Raw genomic sequence first — 25,562 nt, forward strand, 5'->3', positions numbered from 1 at the left:
CCAGTCTACGGAAGCACGACGCCGACCCAGCGCGGGCCGCGGCCGGTCACGACGGCCGAACGCAGCTCCTCGGCCTGGCCCCCGTCCTCGTCGGAGAAGTCGGTGACGATGCCGTCCTCGCCCTCCCCCGCCGGGGCCGCGGGGGCGTCCTCACCCCCGCGGGCCCGGACGATCTCGATGTCCAGCCACGAGGCGTCCGGGTCCTCGGGGAACCCGGCGAGGGACTCGGCCATGCCCCGGCCCCACTCGACGACGGTCACGGAGCGGTCCACGCTCGCGTCGAGGTCGAGGTCCGTGAGCTCCCCCGCCGAGCGCAGCCGGTACGCGTCCACGTGCACGAGGTCCGGGGTGCCCGCCGGGGCGTCGGCCGGGGCGGGGTGGACGCGGGAGAGGACGAACGTCGGCGAGACCACGCCGGAGGCCACGCCGAATCCGCTGGCCAGCCCCTGGGTGAAGGTCGTCTTGCCCGCGCCGAGGTCGCCCGTGAGGATCAGCACGTCGCCGGCGCGGAGCACCCCGGCGAGGGCGCGGCCGAACGCCCGGGTGCCGTCGGCGCCCTCGAGCGGGACCGTCGCCGTCAGCACGGGCTCGGGCAGGGTCGCGCCGGGGGCGGGGATCGCGTGGTCGCTCATGGGCGGGCCTCCTGGGTCGGCGTGGGGTCCACGTGCTGCCGGTCCACGCGGCCTCCGATGCGGGTCACCAGCTCGTAGTTGATCGTCCCGGCGGCCGCGGCCCACTCCTCCACCGGAATGCCGGAGGCCGGTCCGAACAGCTCGACGGCGTCGCCGGGCGCGTCCGCGGCGTCCGGGCCGAGGTCCACCACGAACTGGTCCATCGCGATGCGGCCCACCACGGGGACGGTCCGGCCGCCGACGTGGACGCGCGTGCCCTCGACGACGCGCGGGACGCCGTCGGCGTAGCCGAGGGGCACGAGCCCGAGGGTGGTGGGCTCCGCCGTAACGTGGCGGAACCCGTAGGACACGCCCTGCCCGGCGGGGACGGCCTTGACGTTGGCCAGGACGGTGACGAAGGACATGGCCGGGCGCAGTCCGAACTCGGCCGCGGTGACGTCCGCGAACGGGGAGAGCCCGTACAGGCCCAGGCCGACGCGCACCATGTCCAGGTGCGTGTCCGGCCGGGCGAGGGCGGCGGGCGTGTTGGCCAGGTGGCGCAGCAGCGGGTGGCCGAGCGTCTCGGCGGCCTCGGCGGCCATCCGTTCGAACCGCAGCAGCTGCGCCGTGGTCTCGGCGGCCCGGTCCGGCTCGTCCGCCACGCCGAGGTGGGAGAACACGCCCTCCACCCGCACGAGGCCCGCGGCCTCGAGCTCGGCGGCGCGCGCGACGAGCGCGGGCCACCGCTCGGGCGTGCAGCCGTGGCGGCCCAGGCCGGTGTCCGCCTTCAGATGCAGGACCGCGCGGGCCTCGGGTCCGGCCCCGCCACGGGCCCGCAGCCCGCGGACGGCGTCGGCGACGGCGTCGAGGTCCCAGCCCGAGACGCCGAGGGTCACCTCCGCCTCCACCGCGGCGGCGAAGTCCGTGGCCCCGGTGTGCAGCCACGCGAGCACGGGCAGGGGCACCCCCGCCGCGCGCAGGGCCAGGGCCTCGCGCACGTGGGCCACCCCGAGCCGGTCCGCGCCGGCGGCCGCGGCGGCGCGGGCGACGGCCACCGCGCCGTGGCCGTAGGCGTCGGCCTTGACGACGGCGGTCAGCAGCGGCCGGCCGCCGTCGGGGCGCCGGATCCGCTCCCGCAGCACGCCCACGTTGTGCCGGACGGCCGCCAGGTCGATGCGTGCGGCGCGCTCGGTGTCCGCCGGGTTGACGTCGGCGCGGCTCATCGGACGGCCTCCGGCTCGGCGTCGTCCGGCCACCACAGGTGCGCGACGCGCGCGCCCAGCGCGGTCGGCAGCGTGGCCGTGGTGATCCGCCCGGCGCGGGCCTGGTCGGCCCCGGCCCGGGCGTGCAGCCAGGCGGCGGCGGCCGCGAGCCGGGCCGTGGGCGCCGGGCCGGGATCCTCCCCGGCCCGGCGCGCCCGCGAGCGCCGCGCCACGTCCGCGGCCAGGACGGCACCGATCGCCCCGGAGAGCACGTCGCCGGTGCCGCCCATCGCGAGGTCGGGCCCGCCGCCGGTCACGACCCACGCCTCGCCGTCCGGGGCGACCACGAGGGTGCGCGGGCCCTTGAACAGGACCGTGGCGCCGTGTTCGGACGTCCACGCCCGCAGCGCGGCGAGCGGGTCGGCGGCGTCGGCACCGTCCGCGGGGACGCGCTCGCGCAGGCGGGACCACTCCCCGGCGTGCGGCGTCAGGACCACGGGCGTGCCGGCCGCGCGCAGCGACCGCAGCTCGGCGGCGGTGACCAGGTCCAGGGCCGAGGCGTCGGCGACCAGGGCCGCCTCCGGCCGCTCCTCGAGCGCGGCGAGGACGCCGGCCCAGCGCCGCCGCGCGTCGTGCTCGGTGTCCAGGCCGGGGCCGGCCACCCAGGCGTCCGCGCGCGACGGCTCGGGCCCCTCCGCCGAGACCAGCGCCTCGGGGTGGGCGGCGAGCACCAGGTCCCGGGTGGTCTGCGGCCCGGCGTGGTGCACCATGCCCGCGCCCGTGTGCAGCGCGCCCGCGCTCGCGAGCACGGCGGCCCCCGGGTAGCGCTCCGATCCGGCGACGACGGCCACCACGCCGCGCGTGTACTTGTGGGCCTCGGCCGCGGGGGCCGGGTGGGCGGTCCGTGCGGCGGCCTCGTCCATCACGCCCAGCCGCGCGGCCGGCGACGTCGGCAGGTGCGGTCCCAGCCCGATGTCCACCACGTGCACGGTGCCCGCGCGCGCCGCCCCCTCCCCGAGGACGAGACCGGACTTGAGGGCGCCGAACGTCACGGTCGTGTCCGCGCGGAGGGCCTCCCCCCGCACCTCGCCGGTGTCCGCGTCCACGCCGGAGGGCACGTCGCACGCCAGCACGAGCGCCTCCGCCGGCAGCGCGCGCGCCGCAGCGGGCAGCTCATACTCGCCGGTGAAGCCCGTGCCGAGCACGCCGTCCACCACGAGCGCGGCCTCGGGCGGCACCGCGTCGGCGCGGCGTCCCCCGGCCGCTCGCAGCGCAGCCCAGCCCTCGGCGTGCCAGCGCGGGGCGCCGTCGTCGTCCCGGCGGACGGGCACGGCGACCGCGGCCACGCCCCGGCCGCGCAGGAAGGCGAGGGCGAACAGCGCGTCCCCGCCGTTGTTGCCGGGCCCGACGAGGGCGGCCACGGTCGCCCCGGCCACCGGGCCGCGCTCACGCAGCAGGGCGGCGGCGTGCTCGGCCAGGGCCCAGGCGGCGGCGCGCATCAGCTCCGGGCCGCGGCCGGCCGTGAGCAGGGGCTCCTCGGCCGTGCGCACGGCCGAGCCGGTCACGGCGATGCGGGTCAGGTCATCGGCGGTCATGCGGACTCCTCCTCGGCCGCGCGGCGTTCGGCGACCACGTAGGCGGTGGCGACGTCCCCGTCATGACTGAGGGAGAGGTGCCAGTGGGTGATGCCCAGGGCCTCGGCCTGGGCCTGGACGGTGCCGGTCAGGTGCACGGTGGGGCGGCCGTCGCCGTGGTCCGGGCGCGGGATCCAGCAGTGGTGCCACATCATCCCGGGCGGGGCGCCCATGGCCTTGGCGATCGCCTCCTTGGCGGCGAAGCGCGCGGCCAGCGAGCGCAGCGGCAGGTCCCGCTCGTCCTCGGTGAACAGGCGTGCGCGCAGCGCCGGCGTGCGCTCGAGCTGCGCCCGGAACCGCGGGACGTCCACCACGTCCACCCCCACGCCGACGATCACGTCGCCCCCGCCCGCCGAGCGCCCACGACGACGGCGCCGGCCTCGTCCCCGACGGGCTGCCCGCGCAGTCGCTTGGCCAGGTCCAGCGGCCACTGCAGCACGCCGGGCAGCTGCTGGTCACAGCCCGGCGTGAGCATCGCCTTCCCGTAGGCCAGCACGCCGTAGACGCCGTGCTGCAGGCGGCCGAGCCGGTCGAAGCCGGCGTCGAACGCGTACAGGGACACACGGCCCTCCTCGGGGGTGAAGCACCGCTCCGCCAGCAGCCGCGCGCGCTCCACGTGCTGGTGGAAGGTGAGCACGCCCAGGTGGTGCAGGCCGAGCTCGCGCATGCGGTCGCCCGCGTGGATGACCTCGCCCTGGGTGGTCACCGGATCGGGCGCGAAGCACTCGACGGTGACGCCGGCCAGCCGCGGGTCGCGCTCCTCCGGGCCGCCGCACAGCTTCTCGTGCCCGTCCGGCCCCAGGTACGCGGAGACGAAGAGCCGGTCGGTGAGGCCGGACGCGGCGAGCTCGATCGCGGCGTCGTAGACGCGGGGCTGGCTGTAGAGGACGAGGAGGGCGTCCACACGCGGTGCGTCGTCCGGGTGCGGGTCCGTCACGGCGTGCGTGGCCCACCCCGCGCCGAAGGCCAGTGCCAGCGCCGCCAGGGTGGCCACGGTGGCGCAGAGGGCCCGCGCCCACCGCGGCAGGCCACGGCGGACGCGCCCCCGGTCGACCCGCTCGTTCATGCGCCCTCGGGCACCTGCCGCAGCACGACGGTGGAGCGGGCCGGGAGCTCAAGCACGTCCCCGGCACGCACGCGGGGGCGGGTGCCGTCCGGGGCGACGTGGGACGAGGTGTCCACGACGACCTCCCACTCCGCCGGGAACGTGGGCCCGGGCAGGGTGTACGGCACGGGCTCCCACCACGCGTTCATGAGGACGTAGAAGTCCCGGTAGGGCTCCTCCCCTTCCTCGTCCCCGCGGGTGAGCATGTGCCCGTTGAGGTAGAAGCCGATCGACCGGGCCTCGGCGCCCCAGTCGTCCTCCGTCTTGGCGGTCGCGTCCGGCTCGAGCCACACGATGTCCGGCAGGGGCGCCTCGACGTCGCGGGCCGCGGGGCGACCGTCGAAGTGGTGGCGACGGCGGAACACCGCGTGGTCACGGCGCAGCGCGATCAGGTCGCGGGTGAACGCCACGAGCGAGTCGTCCATGGCGGACCAGTCGATCCACGAGATCTCGTTGTCCTGGCAGTAGACGTTGTTGTTGCCGCCCTGGGTGCGGCCCAGCTCGTCGCCGTGGCTGATCATGGGCACGCCCTGGCTGATCAGCAGGGTGGCCAGGAAGTTGCGGCGCTGGCGGGCGCGGAGCGTCACGACCTCGGGGTCGTCGGTCTCCCCCTCCACGCCGCAGTTCCACGAGCGGTTGTGCGCCTCACCGTCGTTGTTGTCCTCGCCGTTGGCCTCGTTGTGCTTCTCGTTGTAGGAGACGAGGTCGCGCAGCGTGAAGCCGTCGTGGGCCGTGACGAAGTTCACGGACGCACCGGGGCCGCGCCCGTCCCCCTCATAGAGGTCGGCCGAGCCGGTCAGGCGGGTGGCGAACTCGCCGAGGGTGCCGGGCTCGCCGCGCCAGAAGTCGCGCACCGTGTCCCGGTACATGCCGTTCCACTCGGACCAGAGGCCGGGGAAGTTGCCCACCTGGTAGCCGCCCCAGCCCACGTCCCACGGCTCGGCGATGAGCTTGACGGTGCGCAGCACCGGGTCCTGGCGGACCACGTCGAAGAACCCGGAGAACATGTCCGGGCCCTGCTCCCCCTCCACCCGGGTGAGGGTGGTGGCCAGGTCGAACCGGAAGCCGTCCACGTGCATCTCGGTGACCCAGTAGCGCAGGGAGTCCATGACCAGCTGGAGGGCCTTGGGGCTGGAGAGGTCCACCGAGTTCCCGGTGCCCGTGTAGTCCATGTAGTGCCGCTCGTCGCCCTCGACGAGGTGGTAGTAGCCGGCGTTGTCCAGCCCGCGCAGGCTGAGCATGGGGCCCTTGTCGTTGCCCTCGGCCGTGTGGTTGTAGACCACGTCGAGGATCACCTCGAGACCAGCGGCGTGCAGGTCCTTCACCATCTGCTTGAACTCGCGGACCTGGCCGCCCACCTCCGAGGAGGAGGCGTAGGCGGCGTGCGGGGCGAAGAAGCCGAGCGTGTTGTAGCCCCAGTAGTTGCTCAGCCCCTTCTCCTGCAGGGTGGCGTCGTTGACGAACTGGTGCACGGGCATCAGCTCGACGGCGGTCACCCCGAGCTCGGTCAGGTGGCGGACCACCTCCGGGTGGGCCATGCCCGCGTAGGTGCCGCGCAGCTCCTCGGGGACGGCGGGGTGCAGCTTGGTCATGCCCTTGACGTGGGTCTCGTAGATCACCGTGTCCGTGAGCTCGACGGCGGGTGGGGCGTCATCGCCCCAGTCGAAGTCCTCGGCGACGACGACGCCGAGCATGCTCGTGCCCAGGTTGTCCGAGGTGTCGATGCGGTCCGGCTCGTCGAAGTCGTACGAGTGGTGCTGCTGGCCCCACTCGTAGTCGCCGGTGAACGCCCGCGCGTACGGGTCCACGAGGATCTTGGCCGGGTTGTGCCACAGGCCGCGGGCGGGGTCCCAGGGGCCGTGCACGCGGTAGCCGTAGCGCTGCCCGTGGCCGATGCCCGCCACGTGGGCGTGCCATGTGGTGCCGTGCCGCTCCTCGAGAGGGATGCGCGTCTCCGTGCCGTCGTCGGCGACGAGGCACAGCTCGACCGCCTCCACCTCGCGGGAGACCGCGAGGGCGAAGTTGGTGCCGGTCTCGTCCACGGTGGCCCCGAGGGGGTACGGCTGGCCGATCTCCACTGTGTGCATGGCTCTCCGGGGTCTCGTCGTGCGGCCCGCCGGGTGCGGCGGGCCTCCTCGGGGAGTCTACTGGGGCGGGAGGACACCGTCCCGGACGCGTCGCGGGCCCGGCCGCTGTGTGGCGGCCGGGCCCGGCAGGAGAGGTCTCGGTGGCCTCAGCGGCGGATCACTCCACCGTGACGGACTTGGCGAGGTTGCGCGGCTGGTCCACGTCGTAGCCCTTCGCCGTGGCGAGCTCGAGGGCGAAGATCTGCAGCGGGACCGTGGTCAGCAGCGGCATGAGCATCGGCTGGGTCTCGGGGACCTCGAAGACGACCTCGGCCTGGCCGCGCACGGCCGCGTCGCCGCGCTCGGCGACCGCGAAGGTGCGGGCGCCGCGGGCGCGGACCTCCTGGATGTTCGAGACCACCTTGGCGTGCAGCGAGTGACGGTCCATGGGCGAGGGCATGACCACGAAGACCGGCTGGCCGTCGTCGATCAGGGCGATCGGGCCGTGCTTGAGCTCGCCCGCGGCGAAGCCCTCGGCGTGGATGTACGCGAGCTCCTTGAGCTTGAGCGCGCCCTCCATGGCCACCGGGTAGCCCACGTTGCGGCCGAGGAACAGGACGGAGGTGGCGTCGGCCATGGAGCGGGCGAGCTCCTTGACCTGGTCCTTGGCGGCGAGGATCTCCTCGATCTTGCCGGGGATCGCCCCGAGGTCCGCCAGGATGTCCTTGATCTGGCCGCTGAACAGCTTCTTGTTCAGCTGGGCCAGGTACAGGCCCAGCAGGTAGGCGGCGGTGATCTGCGCCAGGAACGCCTTGGTGGAGGCGACGGCGATCTCGGGGCCGGCGTGCGTGTAGAGCACGGCGTCCGACTCGCGCGGGATCGTGGAGCCGTTGGTGTTGCAGATGGACACGGTGCGGGCGCCCTGCTCCTTGGCGTAGCGGACCGCCATGAGGGTGTCCATGGTCTCGCCGGACTGGGAGATGGACACCACGAGGGTGTGCGGGTCGATGATCGGGTCGCGGTAGCGGAACTCGTGGGAGAGCTCCACCTCCACGGGGATCCGGCACCAGTGCTCGATGGCGTACTTGGCCACCGTGCCCGCGTAGGCGGACGTGCCGCACGCCAGGACGATGATCTTGTCGACGGCCTTGAGCTCCTCGGGGTCGATCCGCAGCTCGTCCAGCATCAGGGCGCCGGCGGCGTCCGTGCGGCCCAGCAGGGTGTCCTGCACGGCCTGGGGCTGGTCGTGGATCTCCTTCTCCATGAAGGTCTCGAAGCCGCCCTTCTCCGCGGCCGAGGCGTCCCAGTCCACGGTGAAGCGCTTGCCCTCGGCGGGGCCGCCCCGGAAGTCCGAGATCTCGACGGCGTCGGCCGTGATCGTCACGACCTGGTCCTGCTCGAGCTCGATGGCCTCGCGGGTGAAGTCGATGAAGCCGGAGACGTCCGAGCCGAGGAAGTTCTCCCCCTCGCCCAGGCCGACGACGAGCGGCGAGTTGCGGCGCGAGGCCACCACGCGGTCCGGGTGGTCCACGTGCACGGCCAGCAGGGTGAAGGCACCCTCGAGGCGCTGGGAGGCCAGCTGCATGGCGCGGGTCAGGTCCTGGCCGGCCGCGTTCCGGTAGACGTCGGCGAGGAGGTGGGCGGCCACCTCGGTGTCCGTCTCGGAGAGGAACTCGACGCCCTTGGCGAGCAGCTCCTCGCGCAGCTCGGCGTAGTTCTCGATGATGCCGTTGTGGATCAGCGCCAGGCGGCCCTCGTCCGCCACATGCGGGTGGGCGTTGCGGTCGGTGGGGCCGCCGTGGGTGGCCCACCGGGTGTGGCCGATGCCGACGAGGCCGGTGGGGATGGGGTGCTCGGCGAGCTCCTCGGCGAGGTTGGCGAGCTTGCCCGCCTTCTTCCGGTGGTACAGCTGACCGCCGTCCACCACGGCCACACCGGCGGAGTCGTATCCGCGGTATTCGAGACGGCGCAGGCCCTCCATCAGGACGTCGAGAGCGCCGTGCTCACGATCCGACTGGGGCTGGCCGATGTATCCGACGATTCCGCACATGCGCACGAGAATACCGGGCCGGACCCGACTTCGGCGCACGGCGGGCCGGGTCACTCCGTCCGGGACGAGAACCCCGCGGGGTTGGCCTCCTGCCAGGCCCAGAGGTCCCGCACCATCGCGGTCACATCGCGCCGGGCGTGCCAGCCCACCTCGGCGCCGATCGCGTCCACGGCGGCGCACGACTCGGCGATGTCCCCGGGCCGGCGCTCGACCACGCGGTACGGGATGCGGCCGCCCGTGACCGCCTCGAAGGCGCGCACCATCTCGAACACGGTGACGCCCTCGCCCCGGCCGATGTTCCAGACCCGGGTCGTCGCACCGCCCCCGGCCGCCACGCGGGCCGCGAGCCAGTCGAGCCCGGCCACGTGCGCCTCCGCGAGGTCCATCACGTGGATGAAGTCGCGCACGGCGCTGCCGTCGCGCGTGTCGAAGTCCGCGCCGAACACCCGCAGCTCGGGGTACGCGCCGGAGGCCACCCGCGCCACGAAGGGCATGAGGTTCGCCGGCACCCCGCTCGGGTCCTCGCCCAGCCGCCCGGAGGGATGCGCGCCGACCGGGTTGAAGTAGCGCAGCATCGCCAGCCCGCCGCCGTCGACCGTGGCGCAGACGTCGCGCAGCACCTGCTCCGCCATGAGCTTGGAGTGTCCGTAGGGCGAGACCGGGTCCGTGGCCGCGTCCTCGGCGACCGGCACCGGCGCGCGGTCGCCGTACACGGTCGCGGAGGAGGAGAACAGGACCGTGCGGACGCCGGCCGCGAGCGCGGCCTCGGCGACGGCGGCCGTGCCGCCCACGTTCACGTCGTAGTAGGCGGCGGGGCGGGTCATCGACTCGGTGGGCGACTTCAGCCCGGCGAAGTGCACGAGTGCGGCCGGGCCGAAGTCCGCGAGCGCCCCGCGGTAGTCCTCGGGGCGGCGGATGTCGGCCACGTGCAGGCGCAGCCGCGACCCGCCCAGACGCGTTCCGGCGAGCTCGGCGACGCGCTCGAGCGACGTCGTCGTCGCCGTGACCAGGCTGTCCAGGACGAGGACGTCGTGGCCCGCCTCGAGCAGCGTGAGCACGGTGTGGGATCCGAGGTATCCGGCACCGCCGGTCACGAGAACGCGCATGGGCCGATCCTATCCGGGCCCTGTGACGTCACGCGGGGGCCCGCTCCGGGCGGGCCGCGGCCATAATGGATCGGGTGACCTACACCCCCCCGACCTCCGAGCTGCCCCTCGTGGGCCCCGAGGAGCCCGCGGACGCCGTGCCCGACGGCCACCAGCGCTCCCCCTTCGTGGAGCTGGACCGCCAGACCTGGGCCCGTCTCGCCTCGGAGATGGCGCAGCCCTTCGACCAGGCGGACGTGGAGCGTCTGCGCGGCCTCGGCGAGCATCTGTCCCTGCGCGAGGTCGCCGAGGTCTACCTTCCGCTCTCGCGCCTGCTGAGCATCAACGTGGAGGCCTCCGCGGCCCTGCGCAGCGCGACCAACGCGTTCCTCGGCGAGCGGACGGGGCGCACCCCGTACGTGATCGGGGTGGCCGGGTCGGTCGCCGTCGGCAAGTCGACGACGGCGCGCGTGCTCCAGGAGATGCTGCGCCGCTGGCCGACGACGCCGCGCGTCGAGCTGGTCACCACGGACGGTTTCCTGCACCCCAACGCGGTGCTGCACGAGCGCGGCATCATGTCCCGCAAGGGCTTCCCCGAGTCCTACGACCGCCGCGCGCTGCTGCGCTTCATGGCGGACGTCAAGTCCGGGGCGCAGGAGGTGCGCGCGCCCGTGTACTCGCACATCACCTACGACATCGTGCCGGGCGAGGAACAGGTGGTGCACCGTCCCGACGTGCTGATCGTGGAGGGACTCAACGTGCTGGCCCCGCCGCGCACCCGGGCCGACGGCACCGCCGGGCTCTCCGTCTCCGACTTCTTCGACTTCTCGGTGTACGTGGACGCGCGCGCGTCCTGGATCCGGTCCTGGTACATCGACCGGTTCATGGGTCTGCGCTCGGGGGCCTTCGCCGACCCGCGCAGCTACTTCCACCGGTACTCCTCCCTGTCGGACGCCGAGGCTCAGGCGACGGCCGAGTCCATCTGGGACTCCATCAACGGCCCGAACCTCGAGCAGAACGTGCGCCCGACCCGCGGGCGCGCCCGGCTGGTGCTCACGAAGAACGCGCAACACGAGGTGACCCGCGTGCTGCTGAGGAAGGTCTGACCCATGCGTCGCCCCCTCCCGCTCGCCGCGCTGGCCGCGCTCGCGCTGCTCGCGGCCGGCTGCGGCACGCCCGCCGCGGGCCCGTCCTCGACGCCGACGACGCCGACGTCCGGCTCCGCGAGCGCGGCCGCGTCGTCCCGCGCCGCCTCGAGCACGGCGCCGTCGTCGGGCACGCACGCCGACCCGGCCACCCTCGACGTCGTCGTGAACAAGACCCGCCCCGTGGCCCCGCCCGACTGGGCGCCCTCGGATCTGGTGGCCGTGCCCGGCAGCGAGCTGCCCCTGCGGGCGGAGGCCGCGACGGCGGCCGCTGACCTGCTGGATGCCGCCGCGGCGGCGGGCCACCGCCTCACCACCCTGAGCGCCTACCGCTCGTACGACTACCAGGTCCGGACGTACGGCCACTGGGTCGACGAGCTGGGCCGCGCCGAGGCCGACCGCGTCTCCGCGCGTCCGGGGTACTCCGAGCATCAGACCGGCCTGGCCTGGGACGTGGGCGACGCCGCGACCCCCGCGTGTGACCTGGAAGCGTGCTTCGGCGACACCGCCGCGGGCCGTTGGGTGGCCGCGCACGCCGCCGAGTACGGGTTCGTCATCCGCTACCCCGCCGGGGCCGAGGACGTGACGGGCTTCGCCCACGAGCCCTGGCATCTGCGCTACGTCGGGTCCGCGGAGGCGGCCCGGGTCGAGGCGGCCGGCGGCGTCCTCGAGACCGCGTGGGGTCTGCCGCCGGCGCCGGACTACACGGACTGAGACGCACGACTCGCTCGACCCTGTACCCCGCCGCCTTCGTGACACGTAGGATTCTCCCCATGCTCCAGGGATTCAAAGACTTCATCATGAAGGGCAACGTCCTCGACCTTGCCGTCGCCGTCATCATCGGCGCCGCCTTCGGCAAGATCGTGAACGCGCTCGTCGAGGCGGTCCTCATGCCGCTCATCGCCGCCGCCGTGGGCTCGCCGAACTTCGACTCGTTCGCCGTGCTGACGGTCAACGGCAACGACGTGAAGTTCGGTGTGCTGCTCACCGCGATCGTCAACTTCCTTCTCATCGCCGCGGCCGTGTACTTCGCCATCGTGATGCCGATGAACAAGATGATCGAGGCCCGCAACCGCCGCCTCGGCATCGACCCCGCCGAGGAGGAGGTGGCCGCCGACGTCGCCGTGCTCACCGAGATCCGCGACCTGCTCGCCGAGCGCCGCGGCGGCCCCACCTCCGGGACCACCACCCTCTGATCTCCCCCTGTCCGACGCCGAAGGGCCCGGGACGACTCACACGAGTCGCCCCGGGCCCTTCCTTCATGCCCTCGGCGGCACCGGGGCCGTGCCCTCAGGGCCGCGACGTCGTCCGGTCCGCGCTGGACCCGGCGTCCGGGGCGACCTCCGAGTCCTGCCGGTCCGGATCCAGGCACGGCAACCACTCCACGGGGGCGCTCTGCCGCGCGCACACGGGCGCGTCCACGGCGAGGAACGCGGCCGACCACAGGACCGCCAGCCCCGCGAGCAGCCCCGCGAACAGGGTCCAGCGGCGGGGCCGGGGGGCCGCGTCCGACGTCATCGGTCCGGTCAGTCGTGCAGGCGCAGCTCGCGCTGCACGACGTCGGCCAGCACCTGGGCCTCCCGGCCGGCGGTCTCCTCGTCCGGGGCCTCGACCATGACGCGCACGACCGGTTCCGTGCCCGACGGGCGCAGCAGCACGCGGCCGGTCTCGCCGAGGCGGGCCTCCGCCTCGGCCACCGCCGCCTGGACGGCCTCGTCCTCGGCGGCGCGGGACTTGTCCACGCCGCGCACGTTCACGAGGACCTGGGGCAGCCGGTCCATCACCGCGGCCAGCTCGGAGAGCGGGGTGCCGGTCTCGGCGACGCGCGAGGCGAGCTGCAGGCCGGTGAGGACACCGTCACCGGTGGTGGCGTGGTCCGAGAAGATCACGTGGCCGGACTGCTCGCCGCCGAGCGAGTAGTCGCCGAGCTTCATGCCGGCCAGGACGTAGCGGTCGCCCACCTGGGTCTCGACGAGCTGGACGCCCTCCCGGCCCATGGCCAGCTTCAGGCCCAGGTTGGACATGACGGTCACGACCAGGGTGTCATCCCGCAGGACGCCGCGGTCCTTGAGGGCCACGGCCATGACGCCCATGATCTGGTCGCCGTCGACGACCTCGCCGTGCTCGTCCACGGCGAGGCACCGGTCGGCGTCGCCGTCGTGCGCGATGCCGAGGTCCGCGCCGTGCTCGCGCACGGCCGCCTGGAGCTTCTCGAGGTGGGTGGAGCCGTAGCCGTCGTTGATGTTGAGCCCGTCCGGGGACGCGCCGATCACCACGACCTCCGCGCCGGCGGCGCGGAACGCCTCGGGCGAGCAGCCGGCGGCCGCGCCGTGTGCGCAGTCCAGGACGACCTTGAGCCCGTCCAGCCGGTGCGGGAGGGTCTGCAGGAGGTGGAGGACGTAGCGGTCCTCGGCGTCCGCGAAGACGCGCACGCGGCCCACGTCCGCGCCCTGGGGCCGTCGCGGCGTCACGCCCTCGAGGTGGCGGATGATCTCGTCCTCCTGCGCGTCGGTCAGCTTCTCGCCGCCGCGCGCGAGGAACTTGATGCCGTTGTCCGGGGCCGGGTTGTGGGAGGCGGAGATCATCACGCCGAAGTCGGCGTCCAGGTCCCCCACGAGATAGGCGGCGGCGGGGGTCGGCAGCACGCCGGCGTCCCACACGTCCACGCCCGAGGACGCCAGGCCCGCCTGCACGGCGGCCGTGATGAACTCGCCGCTGATGCGCGGGTCCCGGGCCACGACGGCGACCGGGCGTCGGCCGGCGTCGAAGGCCTCCGCGCCGAGGACGGGCGAGGCGGCCTGGGCCAGCTGGACGGACAACTCCACGGTGAGGGTCTCGTTGGCCAGGCCACGGACGCCATCGGTTCCGAACAATCTCGACATGATCAGTCAGTGTAGGGGCCGCCCCTGCGGCCTGCATCACGGGAGGGTCACGAAACGGGCCGGGGGGCGGTAGCATCGGACCGGTCGAGCCCCCGCGGCCGCGCCCGTCCGCTCACATCCGCCCGGGAGGCCCCGCCCCGAACCCGAAGGACCTCGATCCATGCCCGACGTGACCCCGCCCCCGCTCCCCCATTCCTGGACGCGCCGCAGCGTGCTGGGCGGCACGGGCCTGGCGATCGCTGCCGGCGTGGCCGGCTGCGGGCGTGATGAGCAGGCCGAGCAGAGCTCGGAGGGCGACGAGCAGGCCACCCGCCTGCCCGCCCCGGACATCATCACCACCGCGCAGTGGGGCGCCATGCAGCCCAACTACTACCTGCAGACCCTGAACGAGCGCCCCTCCTACCTGGTGATCCACCACACCACCACGCCGAACGTCACGGACGGCTCCCGGGAGGCGGCGGAGAGCATCGCGCAGGTGGTCCAGAACGCGCACATGAGCCCCGCGAACGACTGGGGCGACACCGGGCAGCACTTCACCGTCTCCCGCGGCGGCTTCGCGATGGAGGGCCGCCACGGCTCCCGGCACGCGCTCGAGGGCGGACAGACGTTCATGCTCGGCGTCCACGCGCTCGGGTTCAACGCGTATGCGCTCGGCATCGAGTGCGAGGGGCTGTACATGCTGAACCCGCCGCCGCAGAGCCTCTACGCCGGCCTGGTGCCGCTCGTCGCCTACATCTGCCAGCAGTACGAGCTGCCGCCGTCCCGCATCATCGGCCACCGCGACGTCACCGCCACCAGCTGCTGCGGCGACGCGTTCTACGCCAAGCTGCCGATCCTGCGCGAGGACGTCCGCCTCTCCCTGGCCTCGGGCGAGTACCACGTCTCGGAGGGCTTCGGGGCGGACAACCTCTTCGACGACGCACACGTCACCCCGGAGTACGTGGAGGAGGAGCGCGGCTGAACCCGCCCCCGCTCCCCACGACGGCGCCCCTCACCGGACGGTGAGGGGCGCCGTCGTGCGCGGCCCGGTCAGCGCACGCGCGGGAACGATCCGCCGGAGACCTCGCCGTACTCGGCCAGCTCGTTGGCCGGGCCGCAGATCTGCGGGTCGGGGCGGTGGACGATGCGCTCGTCCTTGTCCGGGTAGGGCAGCGTGTGCAGCACATGGCGGATGGCCTCGAGGCGGGCGCGCTTCTTGTCGTTCGACTTCACGACGGTCCACGGGGCGTCGGCCGTGTGCGTGTAGAAGAACATGGCCTCCTTCGCGTTCGTGTAGTCGTCCCACTTGTCCAGGGAGGCCAGGTCGGTGGGCGAGAGCTTCCAGCGACGCACGGGGTCGGTCTCCCGCGCGGCGAAGCGGTTGAGCTGCTCGCGCTGGGACACGGAGAACCAGAACTTGATGATGTGCACGCCGGAGTTGACGAGCATGCGCTCCAGCTCAGGGGTCTCGCGCATGAACTCGAGGTACTGCTGCGCCGTGCAGTAGCCCATGACGCGCTCGACGCCGGCCCGGTTGTACCAGGAGCGGTCGAACATCACGATCTCACCGCCGGAGGGCAGGTGCTGGATGTAGCGCTGGAAGTACCACTGCGAGGCCTCCTCCTCCGTGGGCTTCTCCAGGGCCACGGTCCGGGCGCCGCGGGGGTTGAGGTGCTCGTTGAAGCGCTTGATGGCGCCGCCCTTGTCGGCGGCGTCGCGGCCCTCGAAGATGATCAGGACCTTCTGGCCGGTCTCCTTGACCCAGAGCTGCATCTTCAGCAGCTCGATCTGCAGCTCGCGCTTGCGTCGTTCGTAGCTCTTGCGGCTGAGCTTGGTCTTGTACGGGTAGCCCTCACGCCAGGCCTGCGGGTCCGGGGTGGGGGGTCTTCTTCTCCCCGCCGAGCTTGCGGCCCAGCTCCCGGATCTCGTCCACCTCGGCGGCGTAGTCACGGGTCACGGCGAAGGGGGCCTGCGCGGCGTGCTCCGTGCCGTGCTCGCCACGGGTGCGGGGGTCGGGCGTGGGACTCGTGTTCTCGGCCACGGCGGCTCCCGAGGGTGTCTCCGATCGGACCGCGCACCGGACGGGCGAGCGGCCCGTCATGGCGTCGTCGCCATGCGCCTTCATATTACCCCTGGGTCAGGTGCCGCCGGCCCACGGAGACGGCGGACGCCCCGCCCCGCTCGTGAGGAGCGGGACGGGGCGTCGGCGGGGGCACGGTGGGGACACCGTGCGGCGCAGGATCAGCGCTTCGAGAACTGCGAGGCCTTGCGGGCCTTCTTGAGGCCGGCCTTCTTGCGCTCGATGACGCGGGCGTCGCGGGTCAGGAAGCCGGCCTTCTTGAGCGCCGGGCGGTTGTGCTCGCGGTCGATCTCGTTGAGGGCGCGGGAGATGCCCAGGCGCAGCGCACCGGCCTGGCCGGAGGGGCCGCCGCCGTGGATGCGGGCGATCACGTCGTAGGCGCCGGTCAGCTCCAGCAGCGTGAAGGGGTCGGAGACCTCCTGCTGGTGCAGCTTGTTCGGAAAGTAGTTCTCCAGGGCGCGACCGTTGATGGTCCACTGGCCGGAGCCGGGGACGAGGCGCACGCGGGCCACGGCCTCCTTGCGGCGGCCGACGGCGGAGCCGGGCACGGTCAGGGCCGGGCGCTCGGAGGCGACGGGGGCCTCGGCGGCGGCGGTGGACTCAGAGGTGTAGCTCGTCAGCTCCACGTCGTCGTTCTCGTTGATGCTCATGGTTCTCCTCAGGGAAGGTCTGCGTCAGTGGCCCGCCGGGGTCACTGGGCGACCTGGCCGATCTCGAAGGTCTGGGGCTGCTGGGCGGTGTGCGGGTGCTCGGCGCCCTTGTACACCTTCAGCTTGGAGAGCTGCTGGGCGGCCAGCGAGTTCTTCGGGAGCATGCCCTTGACGGCCTTCTCCACGGCGCGGACCGGGTTGGTCTCGAGCAGCTCGGCGTAGGACTGCGACTTCAGGCCGCCCGGGTAGCCCGAGTGGCGGTAGGCGCGCTTCTTCTCGAGCTTGGCGCCGGTGAGGGCGACCTTCTCGGCGTTCACGATGATGACGTAGTCGCCCATGTCCATGTGGGGGGCGAACGTCGGCTTGTGCTTGCCGCGCAGGAGGGTGGCGGTGTGGGAGGCCAGGCGGCCGAGGACGACGTCGGTGGCATCGATGATGTGCCACTGACGGTCGGCGTCGCCAGGCTTGGGAGAGTACGTACGCACGTTGTCTGCCTTCAGGGTCGGTGGTGGTCCACAGCACCTGCCCGCCGGGTCGTGATTCCGGCGCGCTCGCGCTGTCAGTTCTCCGTGCGCGCCGGTCCCCCAGGTGAGGGCTGGAAGGCGTCCGGGCCCGATGCCCCGGGGGTGCGGCGCGAGCTGAAGGCCATGCAACTGAGCCACTCGCGGCACGACGCATCCGGGTGCGGGCATGCGCAACGTCCACCCATCCTACCGAACGCGGGCCCCGGAGCCAAAAGCCGCCACCGCGGGCCACCCCGGCTCACAGGGTCCGCTTCGCCCGGGTGCCCTCGGCGCGCCGGTGCAGCTCCTCCGCCTCGTCGGGATAGCCGACGGCGAGCAGCGTCAGCCCCCCGGGCGGGGCGAGGCGCACCTCGGAGTCGCGGGCAGGCCTCGCCACCCGGTGAGCGAGCCAGCCGGGCTCGCGTGCCCGCTCCCCCACCTGGAGCAGCGCCCCGACGATCGCCCGGACCATGTTGTGGCAGAACGCGTCGGCCCGGATCCGGACGCGCACGACGCCGTCCTCATCGCGTCGCACCTCCAGGTGCGTCACCTCGCGGATGGTCGTGGCGCCCGCGCGGGGCCGGCAGAAGGACAGGAAGTCGTGCAGTCCGAGGACGGCGTCGGCCTCCAGCGCCATGAGGCGATCGTCCAGGGCGGCGCCGTGCCAGTGGGTGAAGCCCCGCGTGCGCGGATCACGCGCGGCGGGTGCGTCGTCGATCCGGTACTCGTACTCGCGCCACAGCGCGCTGAACCGCGCGTCGAAGCCCGCGGGGGCCCGCCGCGCCCCGTGCACGACGACGGCCCCGCCCCACCCGGAGAGCACCCCGCCGAGGCGGCGGGTGAGGGAGGTGGCCGGCTCCAGGCCGGGCCGGCCGCGGGTCAGGCCCGCCCACTCCGTCTCGGTCAGGTCGAGGTGGACGACCTGGCCGCGCGCGTGCACCCCCGCGTCGGTGCGGCCGGCGACCACCGTGCGCACGGGCCGGCGCAGGATCCGCTCGAGCCCGTCCTCCAGCGCACCCTGGACCGAGTCGAGACCGGGCTGGCGGGCCCAGCCGTGGAAGGTGCCGCCGTCGTAGGCCAGGTCCAGGCGGACTCGCACGGACGCGGGTTCCCCGGGCGCCGACGGGGCGTCCGGGCGGTGCTGCTCGCTCATGCTGCTCCTCTCAGCGGGGCGGGGCCGGGGACGGCGAAGGGCCGCCCACCGAGTGGTGGACGGCCCTTCGCCGATGCGTCGTCACGGGGACGGACGCGGACTCCCGCGATGGCGTCAGGCCATCTTCTGGGCGGCCTCGCCACCGGCGGGCTCGAAGCCCGCGGCCTTGGCCTCCTCGACGGTGGAGAACCAGACCTCGGCGGTGGTCTGGTCGTACCAGCGCGAGCCGGGGACGTGGTACTTCTTCGAGCTGGCGTTGCCCTTGATGGTGGCCTCGGCCGGAGCCGAGCCGTCCTCGTTGGTGGGCACGGCGCCGTCGATCTCGGCGGCGGCCTCCTGCGACTCGGCCACGGTGACCTCCTCGGTGGCGGCCGGGTCGACGGCCTCCACCGGGGTGGACTCGGCCGGCGCGGCCGGCGCGGACGCGGCGGCCTGCTCGGCCTCACGCACCACGGCCTGCTTGCCGGAGATCGGGTCCATGATCAGCTCGATCACGGCCATGGGCGCGTTGTCGCCCTGGCGGTTGCCGATCTTGGTGATGCGGGTGTAGCCGCCGTTGCGCTCGGCCATCGCCGGGCCGATCACGGTGAACAGCTCGTGCACGACCGCCTTGTTGGTGCGGTTCTTGGCGGCGATGAGACCCTGCACCTTGCGGCGGGCCGGCAGATCGCCCTTCTTGGCGAAGGTGATCAGGCGCTCGGCGTACGGGCGCAGGCGCTTGGCGCGGGTGAGCGTCGTGGTGATCGACTTGTGCTCGAACAGCTGGGCGGACATGTTCGCCAGCATGATGCGCTCGTGGGCCGGGCTGCCGCCCAGACGCGGACCCTTGGTGGGGGTAGGCATGGTGTTTCTCCTCGGGTGGGACCCTGCAGCCGGCTGCGGCGTCGGGTCGAAGATGTCAGGTGGTGCGGAATCGGCTCAGTAGTCCGAGAACGGGTCGTCGTCCATCTGGCGCGCGTGCGCCTGCGGGTCGTAGCCGGCCGGCGAGTCCTTGAAGGACAGGCCCAGCTCCTGGAGCTTCTCCTTGACCTCGTCGATGGACTTCGCGCCGAAGTTGCGGATGTCCATCAGGTCGGCCTCGGAACGGCCCACGAGCTCGCCCACGGTGTGGATGCCCTCGCGCTTGAGGCAGTTGTACGAGCGCACGGTGAGCTCGAGCTCCTCGATCGGCTGGGCCAGGTCGGCGGAGCCCTCGACGACCTCGGGCTCGTCACCCAGGTCGATGCCCTCGGCCTCGACGTTGAGCGAGCGGGCCAGGCCGAACAGCTCGACCAGGGTGGAGCCGGCAGAGGCCACCGCGTCACGCGGCAGCATGTTCTCCTTGGTCTCCACGTCCAGGATCAGACGGTCGAAGTCGGTGCGCTGCTCCACACGGGTGGCCTCGACCTTGAAGGTCACCTTGAGGACCGGGGAGTAGATGGAGTCGACCGGGATGCGGCCGATCTCCGCGTCCGCGGACTTGTTCTGGGCGGCGGTCACGTAGCCGCGACCGCGCTCGATGGTCAGCTCCATGTCGAACTTGCCCTTCGCGTTCAGGGTCGCGATGTGCAGGTCCGGGTTGTGGATCTCGACGCCGGCCGGCGCGGTGATGTCCGCGGCGGTGACGACGCCGGCCCCCTGCTTGCGCAGGTAGGCCACCACGGGCTCGTCGTTCTCCGAGGAGACGGAGAGCTTCTTGATGTTGAGGATGATCTCGGTGACATCCTCCTTGACTCCGTTGACGGTGCTGAACTCGTGCAGCACGCCGTCCACGCGGATGCTGGTCACGGCAGCACCGGGGATCGACGAGAGCAGAGTGCGGCGCAGGGAGTTGCCGAGGGTGTAGCCGAAGCCGGGCTCCAGGGGCTCGATGACGAACCGGGAACGACGGTCGGAGACGACCTCTTCGGTCAGCGTGGGGCGCTGTGCAATGAGCACGGACATTTCCTTTCGGCGAGCGTCCGCCATATGACGCACGCGGTGGGTGGAAACGAGGACGGGGTGGGGGCAGGTCCGCAGACCTGTCCGCGTCCGCCCCGGGCGGGGGCGGACGCGGACACAGCGCTCAGGTCAGACGCGGCGGCGCTTCGCCGGGCGAGCGCCGTTGTGGGCCATGGGGGTGACGTCCTGGATGGACCCCACCTCGAGGCCGGCGGCCTGCAGGGAGCGGATGGCGGTCTCGCGGCCCGAGCCCGGACCCTTCACGAAGACGTCCACCTTCTTCATGCCGTGCTCCTGCGCACGCTTGGCGGCCTGCTCGGCGGCCATCTGCGCGGCGTACGGGGTCGACTTGCGCGACCCCTTGAAGCCGACCTCGCCGGACGAGGCCCAGGAGATGACGGCACCCGTGGTGTCCGTGATGGACACGATGGTGTTGTTGAACGTGCTCTTGATGTGGGCCTGGCCCACGGTGATGTTCTTGTTGGCCTTGCGACGCGGCTTGCGGGCAGCCGATGCGCGAGTCTTGGGGGGCATGTGATTCTCCTCCGGGAAAGCTGCTGGTGCTGATGCTGCGGGCGGGGCGTCCGGACGTGGACGCGGTCACCGCCGGTGCAGGATCACTTCTTCTTGCCGGCGACCGTCTTCTTGGGGCCCTTGCGGGTACGGGCGTTGGTCTTCGTGCGCTGGCCGCGCACCGGCAGGCCGCGGCGGTGGCGCAGGCCCTCATAGGAGCCGATCTCCACCTTGCGACGGATGTCGGCGGCCACCTCGCGGCGGAGGTCGCCCTCCACCTTGTAGCTGCCCTCGATGTGGTCGCGCAGCTGCACCAGCTGCTCGTCGGAGAGGTCCTTCACGCGGATGTTCGGGTCGATGCCCGTGGCGGCGAGGGTCTCCTCAGCGCGGGTCTTGCCCACACCGTAGATGTACGTGAGTGCGATGATCACGCGCTTCTCGCGCGGAATGTCAACGCCTGCAAGACGAGCCATGTGGCCGTCCTCCTGTTCTTCTGCAGCAGGGGTCTGCACCAGAGACGTCCCGCACGACGCGGCACTGGGCCTCGCGGACCCGTCGTCGCGGCGCCGGGGAAGATCCGGCGTGCTCCGCGGCGGGCGTCCGCCGTCGTCGGTCTCCGGCCCCTGCGGCCGGAGGTGGGGGCCCTCCCCTCACGGGGTGGACCGCTGTCCCTGCTGTTCGGCCCGATGGCCGGTGGGTGGTGTGGTCAACGCGACGGCGTCGCTCCCCGGGCTCCCGGGGAGGCGATCAGCCCTGGCGCTGCTTGTGGCGCGGGTTCGAGCAGATCACCAGCACGCGGCCCTTACGGCGCACGACCTGGCACTTGTCACAAATCCGCTTCACGCTCGGCTGAACCTTCACGGCTCTTCCTCCTGCGCTCGCTTGGACGGGGGTTCTTACTTGTATCGGTACACGATCCGACCCCGGTTGAGGTCGTACGGGCTAAGCTCCACCACGACGCGATCCTCGGGGAGGATGCGGATGTAGTGCTGACGCATCTTTCCGGAGATCGTGGCGAGCACGACGTGCTCGTTCTGCAGACGGACCCGGAACATCGCGTTCGGCAATGCCTCCGACACCGTGCCCTCGACCTCGATGACACCTTCCTTCTTAGCCATGTCCTCCACAATCGTCATGCCCCGGGCACGGCCGCGGAGGGCCGGGTGACGGGGCGGGAACGGGTCTGCTCGCCGGCGCACACGAGTGCGCGCACACGAACAACGTTCGATGATACCGCATTCTCGGTCTGAGAACCAGCACAGACGACGACGGCCGCCCGGTCCGCCGGACGGGCGGGACGGACGGCCGACAGCTCGGGCCGCTCACTCCCCCGGCGGGACCGGGACCACGCCGAACCGGGCGAGCTCGGAGGCGCCGCCGTCGGGCGCGGTGAGCACCCACACACCGCCGTCGTGCCGGCAGACCGAGTGCTCCCACTGGCTGGCGCGGGCGCCGTCGAGGGTCACCACGGTCCAGTCGTCCGCGAGCACCTTCGTGTCGATGGAGCCACGCACCAGCATCGGCTCGATGGCGAGTGCCAGACCGGGGCGGATCTTGGGCCCCCGGTGGCCGGTGCGGTAGTTGAACACGTCCGGCGGCAGGTGCATGGCCGAGCCGATGCCGTGCCCCACGTACTCCTCGAGGATGCCGAGCTCCTCGCCCGGCTGCGCGGAGACGAAGTCGTCGATGGCGTCCCCGATGTCCCCGACGTGGGTGGCGGAGGCGAAGGCCGCGATGCCGACCCAGAGTGCCTCCCGCGTGATCGCCGAGAGGCGCTCGTCGGCCGGGTCCGCGGTGCCGGCCGCGGAGGAGCCCAGGATCACCGTGCGGGCCGAGTCGGCGTGCCAGCCGTCCACGATCGCGCCCCCGTCGACCTTCAGCACGTCGCCGGTCTGCAGGACCCGGTCCCCGGGGATGCCGTGCACGACCTCGTCGTTGACCGAGGTGCAGATCGAGGCCGGGAAGTCGTAGTAGCCCAGGAAGTTGGACGTGGCACCGCGCTCGGCCAGCACGCCCGCGAACACGGCGTCCAGCTCCGCGGTGGTGACGCCCGGCGCGGCCGCGGCCAGCGTGGCGTCCAACGCCTCGGACAGGACCACCCCCGCGCGCTGCATGGCCTGCAGCTGGGGGGCGGTCTTGAGCTCGAGCGAGCGGCGGCCGATCACGGGGTCAGGACTCCGCGCCCGGCTGGATCACGGGCAGGGAGCCCGTGGCGGCACGCACGGAGTACACGGCCTGCAGCAGGCGCTCGGTGACGTCGTCGATCTGCCCGGTGCCGTCCACGCGGGCGACGATGCCGCGCTCCACGTACTCCTGGATGACGGACTCGGTCTCGCGGTGGTACAGGTCCAGGCGGTGCTCGATGACCTCCTGGGTGTCGTCCGCGCGGCCCTCGATCTCGGCACGCTTGAGCAGACGCTCCACGAGCTCCTCGTCGGGCACCTCCAGCTCGACGACGGCGGACAGCGACTGGCCGGACTCGGCGAGCATGGCGTCCAGCGCCTCGACCTGGCCCTTCGTGCGCGGGTAGCCGTCCAGCAGGAAGCCGTGCTCCGCGTCGGCCTGGGCGATGCGGTCCGCGACCATGCGGTTCGTGACCTCATCGGGGACGAAGTCGCCGTTGTCGATGTACTTCTTGGCCTCGACGCCGAGCGGCGTCATCGACTTCACGTTGTGGCGGAAGATGTCACCGGTGGAGATCGGGACGATCCCCATCTTGTCGGCGATCCGGGTGGCCTGGGTGCCCTTGCCGGAACCGGGAGGGCCCATGAGCAGCATGCGGGTCATCGTGTGTTCCTCACTGTCGATACGGACGGCGTTGCGGGATCGGGTCGGGGCTCAGCGCAGCAGGCCCTCGTAGTGGCGCTGCTCCATCTGTGCGCTGACCTGCTTCACGGTCTGGAGGCCGACGCCCACCATGATGAGGATGGACGTGCCGCCGAGCGGGAAGTTCTGGCTGGTGCCGATCACCGCGAAGGCGATCAGCGGGATCATGGCCACGATACCGAGGTAGAGGGCGCCCACGAGCGTGATGCGGCTGATGACGTACTGCAGGTAACGCTCGGTGGGCCGGCCGGCGCGGACGCCGGGGATGAAGCCGCCGTAGCGCTTCATGTTGTCCGAGATCTCCACCGGGTTGAACGTGATGGACACGTAGAAGTACGTGAAGCCGATGATGAGCAGGAAGTACAGGGCCATGTACACCGGGTGGTCGCCGGGGCCGAAGTACCGGCTCAGCCACGTGATCCACGGGGCCGGCGCACTGCCGTCCTGCGGCGTGTTGAACTGGATGAGGATGCTCGGGAGCATCAGCACGGAGGAGGCGAAGATGACCGGGATGACGTTGGCCATGTTCACCTTGACCGGGATGTAGGTGCTCGACCCGCCCACGGTCCGCGAGCCGATCTGCCGCTTGGCGTACTGGACCGGGATCCGGCGCTGCGACTCCTCCACGAAGACGATGGCCAGCATGGTGAGCAGGCCGATCCCCATGACGATCGCGAACACGCGCCAGCCCTGCGTCTGGACCACCTGGCCGAGGCCGGCCGGGAAGCCCGCCGCGATGGAGGTGAAGATGAGCAGGGACATGCCGTTGCCCACGCCGTTCTCGGTGATCCGCTCGCCGAACCACATGACGATGAGACAGCCGGTGGTCAGGGCGATGACCACGAGCAGCACCGTGAGGATGGAGCCGTCGCGCAGCAGCGGCAGGCTGCATCCGAGCAGGGCCCCGGTGCGGGCCAGCGAGGCCATCGTGGTCGCCTGCAGCAGGGCGAGGGCGAGGGTCAGGTAGCGGGTGTACTGCGTCAGCGTCGCCTGGCCCTGCGGGCCCTCCTGGTGGAGCTGCTCGAAGCGCGGGATCACCACGCGCAGCAGCTGCACGATGATCGACGCCGTGATGTAGGGCATGATGCCGAGCGCGAAGACGGACACCTGCAGGAGCGCCCCGCCCGAGAACATGTTCACGAAGGAGTACAGGCCGCCCTGGGCGTTGCCCGCCGCGAGACACTGCTGCACCGCCGGGTAGTCCACCCCGGGGGCCGGTACGAAGGCGCCCATCCGGTAGACGGCGATGAGCGCGAGCGTGAAGGCGATCTTCCGCAACAGGTCAGGCGTCCGGACGATCCGGGCGATGGCCTTGAGCACGAGTCCTCCTGCGGTGGTCCTGTGGGGCGCGCGCCGGCCGCGGGGCGGGGCACGAGACGGCGGCCACACCGGGGCGGCCGCTGTGCGAGTCTACACGGACGGACCGAGGGCCCTGGTCCGGAGCGGCTGCTCCGGGCCAGGGCCCTCGGTGGATGGGTCGGCGTGTCAGAGGGTCTCGGTGGACCCGCCGGCGGCCTGGATCTTCTCCACGGCGGACGAGGAGAAGGCGTTCGCCTTCACCTGCACGGCCGAGGTGATCTCCCCCGTGCCCAGCACCTTCACGGGCTGACCGCGACGGACGAGGCCCTTGGACACGAGCGCGTCCACGGTGACCTCACCGCCCTCGGGGAAGTGCGCGGAGAGCTTGTCCAGGTTCACGACCTGGTACTCCGTGCGGAACGGGTTCTTGAAGCCGCGGAGCTTCGGCAGACGCATCTGCAGGGGCAGCTGGCCGCCCTCGAAGCCCGCACGGACCTGGTAACGGGCCTTGGTGCCCTTGGTGCCGCGACCGGCGGTCTTGCCCTTCGACGCCTCACCGCGACCCACACGGGTCTTGGCGGTCTTGGCACCGGGGGCCGGACGCAGGTCGTGGACCTTGATGGCGTCGTTGTCAGCCATTGTTGACCTCCTCCACGGACACCAGGTGCGGCACGGTGTTGACCATGCCGACCGTCACCGCGTCGGCCTTGCGGGTGACCTGGTGGCCGATCCGCTTCAGGCCCAGCGAGCGCAGGGTGTCCCGATGGTTCTGCTTGGAGCCCGTGACGCCGCGGGTCTGGGTGATGACCAGGGTGGCGTCCGAGGGCTGGATGTTCTTGCGAGTGGGCTCAAACACGGC

At 72.5% G+C, this 25,562-nt stretch carries 28 protein-coding genes and 1 pseudogene; 4 read left to right on the forward strand and 25 right to left on the reverse strand.

Features of this window, described 5'->3' with window-relative positions; all coding sequences use genetic code 11:
• Positions 1–5: 5 nt before the first annotated feature.
• The 8 genes from tsaE to galE form a co-directional block, all read right to left on the reverse strand.
• Positions 6–632: a tRNA (adenosine(37)-N6)-threonylcarbamoyltransferase complex ATPase subunit type 1 TsaE gene (tsaE, locus tag AC3RJ9_RS07900; RefSeq protein WP_122054536.1), complete on the reverse strand. Its 627-nt coding sequence runs from the start codon at positions 630–632 to the stop codon at positions 6–8.
• Entirely contained in the window at positions 629–1,834 is a 1,206-nt protein-coding gene (alr, locus tag AC3RJ9_RS07905; RefSeq protein WP_101967421.1) for an alanine racemase, read from the reverse strand. Before alr ends, tsaE begins: the two co-directional genes overlap by 4 nt.
• Entirely contained in the window at positions 1,831–3,408 is a 1,578-nt protein-coding gene (locus tag AC3RJ9_RS07910) for an NAD(P)H-hydrate dehydratase (RefSeq protein WP_101967420.1), read from the reverse strand. The genes alr and AC3RJ9_RS07910 overlap by 4 nt, the downstream gene beginning before the upstream one ends.
• Positions 3,405–3,785 carry a holo-ACP synthase gene (locus tag AC3RJ9_RS07915; protein WP_010080417.1) on the reverse strand — a complete coding sequence of 127 codons (381 nt, stop codon included), beginning with the start codon at positions 3,783–3,785 and terminating at the stop codon, positions 3,405–3,407. The genes AC3RJ9_RS07910 and AC3RJ9_RS07915 overlap by 4 nt, the downstream gene beginning before the upstream one ends.
• Positions 3,782–4,513, reverse strand: coding sequence for a hypothetical protein (locus AC3RJ9_RS07920; RefSeq protein WP_101967419.1), 732 nt, complete (start codon positions 4,511–4,513; stop codon positions 3,782–3,784). Before AC3RJ9_RS07920 ends, AC3RJ9_RS07915 begins: the two co-directional genes overlap by 4 nt.
• A complete protein-coding gene (gene glgX, locus AC3RJ9_RS07925; protein WP_063190075.1) occupies positions 4,510–6,639 on the reverse strand; it encodes a glycogen debranching protein GlgX in 2,130 nt (709 codons plus the stop codon). The genes AC3RJ9_RS07920 and glgX overlap by 4 nt, the downstream gene beginning before the upstream one ends.
• Positions 6,640–6,796: 157 nt before the next feature.
• The gene (gene glmS / locus AC3RJ9_RS07930; RefSeq protein WP_044659426.1) at positions 6,797–8,668 is read right to left on the reverse strand and encodes a glutamine--fructose-6-phosphate transaminase (isomerizing); all 1,872 of its coding nucleotides are present in this window, start codon (positions 8,666–8,668) and stop codon (positions 6,797–6,799) included.
• 50 nt (positions 8,669–8,718) lie between these two features.
• Complete coding sequence (gene galE, locus AC3RJ9_RS07935) at positions 8,719–9,774, reverse strand: UDP-glucose 4-epimerase GalE (protein WP_044659425.1); 1,056 nt, start codon at positions 9,772–9,774, stop codon at positions 8,719–8,721.
• A gap of 74 nt (positions 9,775–9,848) precedes the next feature.
• On the opposite strand from galE, the gene coaA reads away from it, so the two are divergent.
• From coaA to mscL, 3 genes are read left to right on the forward strand one after another with little or no spacing between them, the layout of a single operon-like run.
• Entirely contained in the window at positions 9,849–10,859 is a 1,011-nt protein-coding gene (gene coaA, locus AC3RJ9_RS07940) for a type I pantothenate kinase (protein WP_044659424.1), read from the forward strand.
• 3 nt (positions 10,860–10,862) lie between these two features.
• A complete protein-coding gene (locus AC3RJ9_RS07945; RefSeq protein WP_123243874.1) occupies positions 10,863–11,612 on the forward strand; it encodes a M15 family metallopeptidase in 750 nt (249 codons plus the stop codon).
• A 59-nt stretch (positions 11,613–11,671) separates the two neighbouring features.
• Positions 11,672–12,094 (forward strand): large conductance mechanosensitive channel protein MscL, encoded by a 423-nt coding sequence (gene mscL / locus AC3RJ9_RS07950; RefSeq protein WP_044659423.1) that lies wholly within the window; start codon positions 11,672–11,674, stop codon positions 12,092–12,094.
• 94 nt (positions 12,095–12,188) lie between these two features.
• On the opposite strand, the gene AC3RJ9_RS07955 is transcribed toward mscL, so the two are convergent.
• Positions 12,189–12,416: a hypothetical protein gene (locus AC3RJ9_RS07955; protein WP_010080407.1), complete on the reverse strand. Its 228-nt coding sequence runs from the start codon at positions 12,414–12,416 to the stop codon at positions 12,189–12,191.
• An 8-nt stretch (positions 12,417–12,424) separates the two neighbouring features.
• On the reverse strand, positions 12,425–13,780 hold the full coding sequence (glmM, locus tag AC3RJ9_RS07960; protein WP_180949557.1) for a phosphoglucosamine mutase: 1,356 nt from the start codon (positions 13,778–13,780) through the stop codon (positions 12,425–12,427).
• A gap of 160 nt (positions 13,781–13,940) precedes the next feature.
• On the opposite strand from glmM, the gene AC3RJ9_RS07965 reads away from it, so the two are divergent.
• On the forward strand, positions 13,941–14,741 hold the full coding sequence (locus AC3RJ9_RS07965) for a peptidoglycan recognition protein family protein (RefSeq protein ID WP_044659421.1): 801 nt from the start codon (positions 13,941–13,943) through the stop codon (positions 14,739–14,741).
• A 68-nt stretch (positions 14,742–14,809) separates the two neighbouring features.
• On the opposite strand, the pseudogene ppk2 reads toward AC3RJ9_RS07965, so the two are convergent.
• From ppk2 to rpmD, 15 genes and pseudogenes are all read right to left on the reverse strand, one after another.
• Positions 14,810–15,800 (reverse strand): annotated as a pseudogene (ppk2, locus tag AC3RJ9_RS07970) (polyphosphate kinase 2).
• A 200-nt stretch (positions 15,801–16,000) separates the two neighbouring features.
• Positions 16,001–16,489 carry a 30S ribosomal protein S9 gene (rpsI, locus tag AC3RJ9_RS07975; protein WP_036317791.1) on the reverse strand — a complete coding sequence of 163 codons (489 nt, stop codon included), beginning with the start codon at positions 16,487–16,489 and terminating at the stop codon, positions 16,001–16,003.
• Between the two features lie 41 nt (positions 16,490–16,530).
• Entirely contained in the window at positions 16,531–16,974 is a 444-nt protein-coding gene (gene rplM / locus AC3RJ9_RS07980) for a 50S ribosomal protein L13 (protein WP_002857519.1), read from the reverse strand.
• 277 nt (positions 16,975–17,251) lie between these two features.
• The gene (locus AC3RJ9_RS07985; protein WP_044659555.1) at positions 17,252–18,145 is read right to left on the reverse strand and encodes a tRNA pseudouridine synthase A; all 894 of its coding nucleotides are present in this window, start codon (positions 18,143–18,145) and stop codon (positions 17,252–17,254) included.
• 114 nt (positions 18,146–18,259) lie between these two features.
• Positions 18,260–18,988 (reverse strand): 50S ribosomal protein L17, sunset domain variant, encoded by a 729-nt coding sequence (rplQ, locus tag AC3RJ9_RS07990; protein ID WP_041103274.1) that lies wholly within the window; start codon positions 18,986–18,988, stop codon positions 18,260–18,262.
• Between the two features lie 75 nt (positions 18,989–19,063).
• Positions 19,064–20,062 (reverse strand): DNA-directed RNA polymerase subunit alpha, encoded by a 999-nt coding sequence (locus AC3RJ9_RS07995; RefSeq protein WP_041103317.1) that lies wholly within the window; start codon positions 20,060–20,062, stop codon positions 19,064–19,066.
• A gap of 132 nt (positions 20,063–20,194) precedes the next feature.
• Positions 20,195–20,599: a 30S ribosomal protein S11 gene (gene rpsK, locus AC3RJ9_RS08000; protein WP_002857513.1), complete on the reverse strand. Its 405-nt coding sequence runs from the start codon at positions 20,597–20,599 to the stop codon at positions 20,195–20,197.
• An 83-nt stretch (positions 20,600–20,682) separates the two neighbouring features.
• A complete protein-coding gene (rpsM, locus tag AC3RJ9_RS08005; RefSeq protein ID WP_017487821.1) occupies positions 20,683–21,051 on the reverse strand; it encodes a 30S ribosomal protein S13 in 369 nt (122 codons plus the stop codon).
• A gap of 274 nt (positions 21,052–21,325) precedes the next feature.
• Positions 21,326–21,439, reverse strand: a complete 114-nt coding sequence (rpmJ, locus tag AC3RJ9_RS08010) for a 50S ribosomal protein L36 (RefSeq protein WP_002857509.1) — start codon at positions 21,437–21,439, stop codon at positions 21,326–21,328.
• A gap of 35 nt (positions 21,440–21,474) precedes the next feature.
• On the reverse strand, positions 21,475–21,696 hold the full coding sequence (gene infA, locus AC3RJ9_RS08015; RefSeq protein WP_010080397.1) for a translation initiation factor IF-1: 222 nt from the start codon (positions 21,694–21,696) through the stop codon (positions 21,475–21,477).
• A 204-nt stretch (positions 21,697–21,900) separates the two neighbouring features.
• Positions 21,901–22,743, reverse strand: a complete 843-nt coding sequence (map, locus tag AC3RJ9_RS08020; protein WP_036381552.1) for a type I methionyl aminopeptidase — start codon at positions 22,741–22,743, stop codon at positions 21,901–21,903.
• Positions 22,744–22,747: 4 nt separating this feature from the next.
• A complete protein-coding gene (locus AC3RJ9_RS08025) occupies positions 22,748–23,365 on the reverse strand; it encodes an adenylate kinase (protein ID WP_036381548.1) in 618 nt (205 codons plus the stop codon).
• A 51-nt stretch (positions 23,366–23,416) separates the two neighbouring features.
• Positions 23,417–24,724 carry a preprotein translocase subunit SecY gene (secY, locus tag AC3RJ9_RS08030; RefSeq protein WP_036317778.1) on the reverse strand — a complete coding sequence of 436 codons (1,308 nt, stop codon included), beginning with the start codon at positions 24,722–24,724 and terminating at the stop codon, positions 23,417–23,419.
• A gap of 165 nt (positions 24,725–24,889) precedes the next feature.
• A complete protein-coding gene (gene rplO, locus AC3RJ9_RS08035; protein ID WP_036317776.1) occupies positions 24,890–25,342 on the reverse strand; it encodes a 50S ribosomal protein L15 in 453 nt (150 codons plus the stop codon).
• A complete protein-coding gene (rpmD, locus tag AC3RJ9_RS08040) occupies positions 25,335–25,559 on the reverse strand; it encodes a 50S ribosomal protein L30 (protein ID WP_002857502.1) in 225 nt (74 codons plus the stop codon). Before rpmD ends, rplO begins: the two co-directional genes overlap by 8 nt.
• Between the last annotated feature and the right edge of the window lie 3 nt (positions 25,560–25,562).

It is taken from the genome of Micrococcus sp. 63XJN7_6_ISO-PGPR-S23-444, from assembly GCF_058072765.1.